6 protein-coding genes are annotated in these 6,000 nt (G+C 41.8%); 1 reads left to right on the top strand and 5 read right to left on the bottom strand.

Annotated features, from left to right (window positions below; all coding sequences use genetic code 11):
• Positions 1 to 60: 60 nt before the first annotated feature.
• Positions 61 to 1,467, bottom strand: a complete 1,407-nt coding sequence (locus CD03_RS34665; protein ID WP_044289630.1) for a LysM peptidoglycan-binding domain-containing protein — start codon at positions 1,465 to 1,467, stop codon at positions 61 to 63.
• 248 nt (positions 1,468 to 1,715) lie between these two features.
• Here CD03_RS34665 and yyaC point away from each other — a divergent pair, with 248 nt between their 5' ends.
• Positions 1,716 to 2,360: a spore protease YyaC gene (yyaC, locus tag CD03_RS37420; RefSeq protein WP_242849152.1), complete on the top strand. Its 645-nt coding sequence runs from the start codon at positions 1,716 to 1,718 to the stop codon at positions 2,358 to 2,360.
• Here yyaC and CD03_RS34660 read toward each other — a convergent pair.
• The 4 genes from CD03_RS34660 to fsa all read right to left on the bottom strand — a co-directional run bounded on the left by CD03_RS34660 (position 2,252) and on the right by fsa (position 5,823).
• Positions 2,252 to 2,851, bottom strand: a complete 600-nt coding sequence (locus CD03_RS34660; RefSeq protein WP_242849151.1) for an HDIG domain-containing metalloprotein — start codon at positions 2,849 to 2,851, stop codon at positions 2,252 to 2,254. The two genes, yyaC and CD03_RS34660, sit on opposite strands and share 109 nt — an antisense overlap.
• 286 nt (positions 2,852 to 3,137) lie before the next feature.
• Positions 3,138 to 4,076, bottom strand: a complete 939-nt coding sequence (locus tag CD03_RS0124235) for a transketolase family protein (protein ID WP_027295838.1) — start codon at positions 4,074 to 4,076, stop codon at positions 3,138 to 3,140.
• Positions 4,064 to 4,903, bottom strand: coding sequence for a transketolase (locus CD03_RS0124230; RefSeq protein WP_027295837.1), 840 nt, complete (start codon positions 4,901 to 4,903; stop codon positions 4,064 to 4,066). The genes CD03_RS0124235 and CD03_RS0124230 overlap by 13 nt, the downstream gene beginning before the upstream one ends.
• Before the next feature lie 266 nt (positions 4,904 to 5,169).
• A complete protein-coding gene (fsa, locus tag CD03_RS0124225; protein WP_027295836.1) occupies positions 5,170 to 5,823 on the bottom strand; it encodes a fructose-6-phosphate aldolase in 654 nt (217 codons plus the stop codon).
• Positions 5,824 to 6,000 lie beyond the last annotated feature (177 nt).

Raw genomic sequence — 6,000 nt, 5'->3', positions numbered from 1 at the left:
CTCTTTCGTATCTCCAAGTGTTATTTTGATTTATCGTTTGAAACAGTATAACATATTTTTTTATGGGAGTACAATTTTTTGTCCGGGTAAAATCGTATTTTTATCTGTAATTCCATTTAAGGAGCAGATATCTTCTACTTTATCAAGCGTTCCATAATACATTTCACTTATGGTTGCCAGAGTGTCGCCTACCTTTACTACATAAGAAGCTCGTCCCAATGTCTCTCTTGCCGGCTGCTTTGCGGGGTCTGCCTGTCCCTGCGCTTCCGGCTCTTCTGACTGGCTTGTCTTATCCTGCTGGTCTGCCTGATGTGCCTGGCTGTTCTGGCCCGCATTGCTTTCCTGACTCTCAGATACTGCCGCATTGGACTCCTTGGAAGCCTCCGTACTATTTGCTGCATCCGATTTTGACTGCCCGTTAGCTTCTGATACCTCTGTTCCTTTGTTTCCCTTTGCTCCATTGGCTTCTTCCGTAGCCGGCTGTGGTTCTGTTTCCTTAATGCTGCCTTCTTTATTTTTATCAATTGCTGCATTTTTTTCAGAAACACTTTGTTCTTTATCTGTCTTTGTCTGAGCAGGTGCCATTGCAGATACGGAATCATCAGCGCCTTCTGCCGCAGCGTCTTTGCCTCCCATGGATTCAGAAATCCCGGCAAGTGCCATCTCCATGTCTTTCATTTTATCATAATTATTAATCAGCGTAACACCTATTATAAGAACGGTAAGCACAAGAAAAGAGCTGGCTGCATACAAAAGCTTTGTAGTAATTGGCTGCTTGTCCGACTCTTTCTTTTCTTGTTTTTCTTTTTTCTCTTTTTTCTCTTCCGCTATTTTCTTTCGGAAGCTTTGTACTGCATCATCTTTTACCTCTGTCTCTTCTTCTACTGAACGGTCCTTGTTCATAGCCACCATGTACTCCTGCATCATGATGTTTTTTTCATAATAAATATAGTAACCGCCCTGAGCCACGAGCCTGCCGCTTTCAACTGCAAATACCGCTGATTCATTCTCTGTAAAATCTCTCAGTATAAGTACCTGGTCTTCTCCGGGGAACTGGCTTTCATGTATCCGCTGCATCTCTTCCGTTGCGATCAGCGTGGATTCTTCCTCTCCCAGATACCAGCCGACGATTTCCCTGCCGTCAAAGTACTCCATCATCTGCTGCTGGACTTTGTCCCACATTTCTTCCCCGAAATCTAATTCGTCTACCGCCAGTGCTCCATTTATAAATATATAACGGTTCTTACCTGCCCTTTGTACTTCCCCAAGAAGAATTGCCGCTGCCCGCTGCGTCCCTTCTTTTCTATCGTTTGCTAACTGATGCATGTAAGTTACCGCGTAATCCTCAATGTAAATTTTCCTGTCTTGTCCGCCTTCTCCGATCTGCCTGATATTTTTTGGCAGTGCTACCTGTGCTTCTCCATCTTTATCCCCTTTGTGTTCCCCTTTGTAAATGACTTCTATCATACCCCTGTTCACTCCTTTATTGGTTCCATGATATTACAGAGATTATCATATTTTGAATGCAGATTTTATCAATTCGTGGTAAGGAATTCCAGAGATTTCCGACATAATATGAATTTTGGCGGCATGGTTTTTTATATTTATTTAATTAATCTCGAAATACGGTATCACATTGAGTGAATAATTTAAAAAGAATGAGGATAAACTTTAGAAAAGCATCAGAAAGGGTAAAGAACATGCATTCCGACTCATTGAAAAAAACACAATATATTAACTCAAAAGAAAAAAATGCCCCGATTGTTTTAGGCGAGCATTTACTGGATTTTTTACAAAGCCCCGATTTTAGCCAGGCTCCCCCCGTATTTGTCTGCATCGGAAGCGACCGTGTAACCGGTGACAGCCTGGGTCCTCTAATCGGAAGCCGATTAAAAAAACAATTAGGACGTCATTTTCCGGTATACGGAACTTTAGATTCGCCAATCCACGCCCTCAATCTGGATGAGGCTATACAAAATATAAAAAAGCGCCACAGCAACAATACAATCATCGCTATAGACGCTTCTCTGGGCACGAAACGGCATCAGGGATACATTTCCATTGGTAAAGGCAGCCTGCTTCCGGGAGCCGGTGTAGAAAAGAAATTAAATGCCGTAGGAGATGTATTCATTACCGGAATCATTAATACTGCAGGACGCTTCGCTCATCTGGCTCTGCAGACAACCAGGCTCTCTACTGTAATGCACCTGGCGGACTGCATGATCGACGGCATTCTGCTTGCCTGCCGTTATTATGCCCTGGATACAGACTCTCTGGAAGCTCTGTGGGATTTTGAAGACTTATACTCCCCTATGACTGCCCTGGCTCCCACTACAGGTGCTACCTTAGACGCTAACTGATACATGGTACGATAACCAAAAGGTAGTTTGATCCTCTTGGGCATTATCTTCCCGGAGTAGTGGTCGGTGATCTCGCATGCTCCGCAATATTTATCTGTAAGGCAGATAATATAAGATTCAAAATACTTTGGCGGTATGATGGTTAGCGGCCACATATGCTTTAAAATGATGTCTTTCTCCATATCATTCAGGTCAAAGTATTTTTCTGCCCTTCTCAAAGCCACTTTGGGATGCGTAAGCCCGTGGAAACGGTCGCCGGTTTTTGCTGCATGTTCTCTCCAGTCATATAGAAACAGATCATGCAGCATACCTGCCCGTGCTGCCGCTTTGGCATCCAGTCCCAGTACTTTACATATCTGATAATTATAATAAGCCACATTCATGCAATGCTGATAACAATTTGTATCACAATGATGCGGAAATTTCTTCATCAGCAGAACCACCGGATGTTCCATAATATCCCTGATACATTCGTAAAATTCCTGATTCATATCATTACGGTGGCTTCTTGCTCTCCTAGCTCTTGCATCACGTGTCATAATATCCCTTCTTTCTAAACAATAATTTTTCTTTCATTTATTATACCCAAAAGGACGTTTAAATACCAGAGTGTGTTTGAATTTACCTTTATAAAGATGTGGTAATGGCACATTCAGATCCCAAAGCGGCACGTGCTGATGGCGAAACACCTCTTCTGCAGACAAAAAAATATGCCATACGGCAGCCGGATTCCATACTAATGTACAAAATCTGACTTCCATATGACATTATGATTGATTAAACAAAAGATTTAATTTTTGTATAAATTCCTTCTGCATCAAGGCCGTATTTATGCAGTAACGCTACAGCCGGACCTGATTCACCAAAGACATCGTTTACACCGATTTTCATAACCTTTGTTGGAGCATTTTCACTTAAGCAGTCACATACTGCACTGCCAAGTCCGCCGATCACAGAATGCTCTTCCACTGTCACTACTTTACCGGTTTCTTTTGCAGCTGCAATGATTAATTCTTCATCCAACGGTTTGATTGTATGGATATTAATCACTTTTGCCTCTATGCCGTCTGCTGCCAGTTTTTCTGCTGCCTCCAGACATGCCGATACCGGAAGTCCGCTTGCTACGATAGTAAGGTCTTTGCCTTCTCTTAAGACAACACCTTTTCCTAATTCAAATTTATATTCTGGTTTATCATTGATTACCGGAACGGCTAAACGGCCAAAACGTAAATATACCGGTCCATCGTATGTGGCTGCTGCAGCAACTGCTGCTCTTGCTTCTACATCATCGGAAGGATTGATTACGACCATTCCCGGAATTGTTCTCATTAACGCAATATCTTCGTTGCACTGGTGAGTTGCTCCATCTTCTCCAACGGAGATACCAGCGTGTGTTGCACCGATTTTTACATTTAAATGGGGATACCCAATGGAATTACGAACCTGTTCAAATGCGCGTCCTGCTGCGAACATTGCAAAAGAACTCATAAACGGTATTTTACCTGTTGCAGCAAGTCCTGCTGCGATTCCAGCCATGTTGCATTCTGCAATACCACAGTCAATATGACGTTCTGGAAACGCCTTTTTGAAGATACCTGTTTTGGTAGCTGCTGCAAGGTCAGCGTCGAGTACTACGAGATTATCGTATGTTGCTCCTAATTCTGCCAGAGCATTTCCATAGCTGTCTCTGGTTGCAATTTTCTTTACTTCTGACATAATGCTTCACCTGCCTTTTCTAAATCTGACATAGCCACTGCATACTGCTCATCGTTCGGAGCAGTTCCATGCCAGGCTACTGAATTTTCCATGAAGGAAACTCCCTTGCCTTTTACTGTCTTCATAACAATCGCCGTTGGCATTCCCTTTACTGTTTTTGCTTCATCGAATGCTGCTTTTAACTGATCGAAATCATTTCCGTTGGCAACATTGATTACATGGAAATTGAATGCTTCAAACTTTTTGTCAATGGGATAAGGAGAACAAACATCTGCAACATTTCCATCGATCTGCAGTCCGTTGTTATCTACGATTACAACCAGATTATCTAACTTTCTGGCACCTGCGAACATAGATGCTTCCCATACCTGTCCTTCCTGGATCTCACCATCACCAAGCAGGGTATATACACGGTAGTCTTCCTTACTTAATTTTGCAGAAAGAGCCATTCCAACTGCTGCGGAGATTCCCTGTCCCAAAGATCCGCTGGACATATCTACACCCGGAATATGTTTCATATCCGGATGTCCCTGTAAATAGGAACCAAGATGACGCAATGTTTTTAAGTCTTCTACTGGAAAATATCCTCTGTTAGCCAAAGTGGAATAGAGTCCCGGAGCGGTATGTCCTTTTGATAATACAAAACGGTCTCTGTCTGCTTTCTTTGGATCCTTCGGATCAATATTCATTTCTTCAAAATATAAATAAGTAAACACATCTGCTGCTGATAAAGATCCGCCCGGATGTCCTGCTTTAGCGCTATGCACTGCAGTTACGATCCCTTTACGGACTTCATTGGCAGTTTTCTGAAGCTCTAATTTGTTCATATAATCCTCCTGAAATTTATTCCTGCGAGCAAAGAGCCAGGCGGACATAACTGTATGTCCATCTGGCGCTGCTGCGAAGGTCAATACCCCACAGCCTGCTGCGCTGCTAATTTGAGCCCCGCCAGTTTAAGCGGGGTATTGGACCGGATAGTCACATTATAACCTTAATATATACAATATGTAAAGTACTTAATTTGATACGAATCTCCTCCCGGATGTCCGCTTTTAAATACTTCAGAACGGTTCCATATATCAATGACCTTCTATTATTCTCCGAATACTGCTTTGTAATCTGCCTGGAATTTTTCAATACCTGCATCTGTTAACGGATGTTTTGTCATCTGTTCAATAACAGAGTAAGGAACTGTTGCAATGTCTGCACCGGCTAAAGCACAGTCAGTTACATGAATCGGGTTACGAACGCTTGCTGCGATAATTTCAGTGTCAATTCCTGCTACTGCAAACATCTCAGCAATTTCAGAGATTAAGTCAACACCTCTTACAGAGATATCATCCAGACGTCCAAGGAAAGGTGATACATAAGATGCTCCTGCTCTTGCTGCCAGTAATGCCTGGTTAGCTGAGAAGATCAATGTTACATTTGTCTTGATTCCTTCACTTGCTAAAACCTTTGTAGCTTTTAATCCTTCTACAGTCATTGGGATTTTAACTACCATATTTGGATGGATTTTCGCAATTTCTCTTCCTTCTGCGATCATTCCCTCTGCATCTGTTGTAGTAGCTTTTACTTCTCCGCTGATCGGTCCGTCTACGATGGATGTGATTTCTTTGATTACTTCAACAAAATCTCTTCCCTCTTTTGCGATCAGGGATGGATTTGTAGTAACACCACAGATAACGCCCATATCATTTGCTTTTTTAATGTCCTCTACCTTTGCTGTGTCGATGAAAAATTTCATTTTGTTTCCTCCTTTGGAATGTGTGGTTATGAGATTTATTTTTATGAATCACTGTTTGGATTCATTTTTTCTTTGTTATTAACAGTATAGCATATGTTTTTAAATGTTCAATAGGTCCAGAATTTTATTAATTATTTTATCTATTAATAATTATATTTTTATTAATAGAAATATCAT

Origin of the sequence: Robinsoniella sp. KNHs210 (genome assembly GCF_000686105.1) — a bacterium.
Lineage (GTDB): Bacteria > Bacillota > Clostridia > Lachnospirales > Lachnospiraceae > Robinsoniella > Robinsoniella peoriensis.
This window is presented reverse-complemented; position numbering and strand designations above follow the sequence as displayed.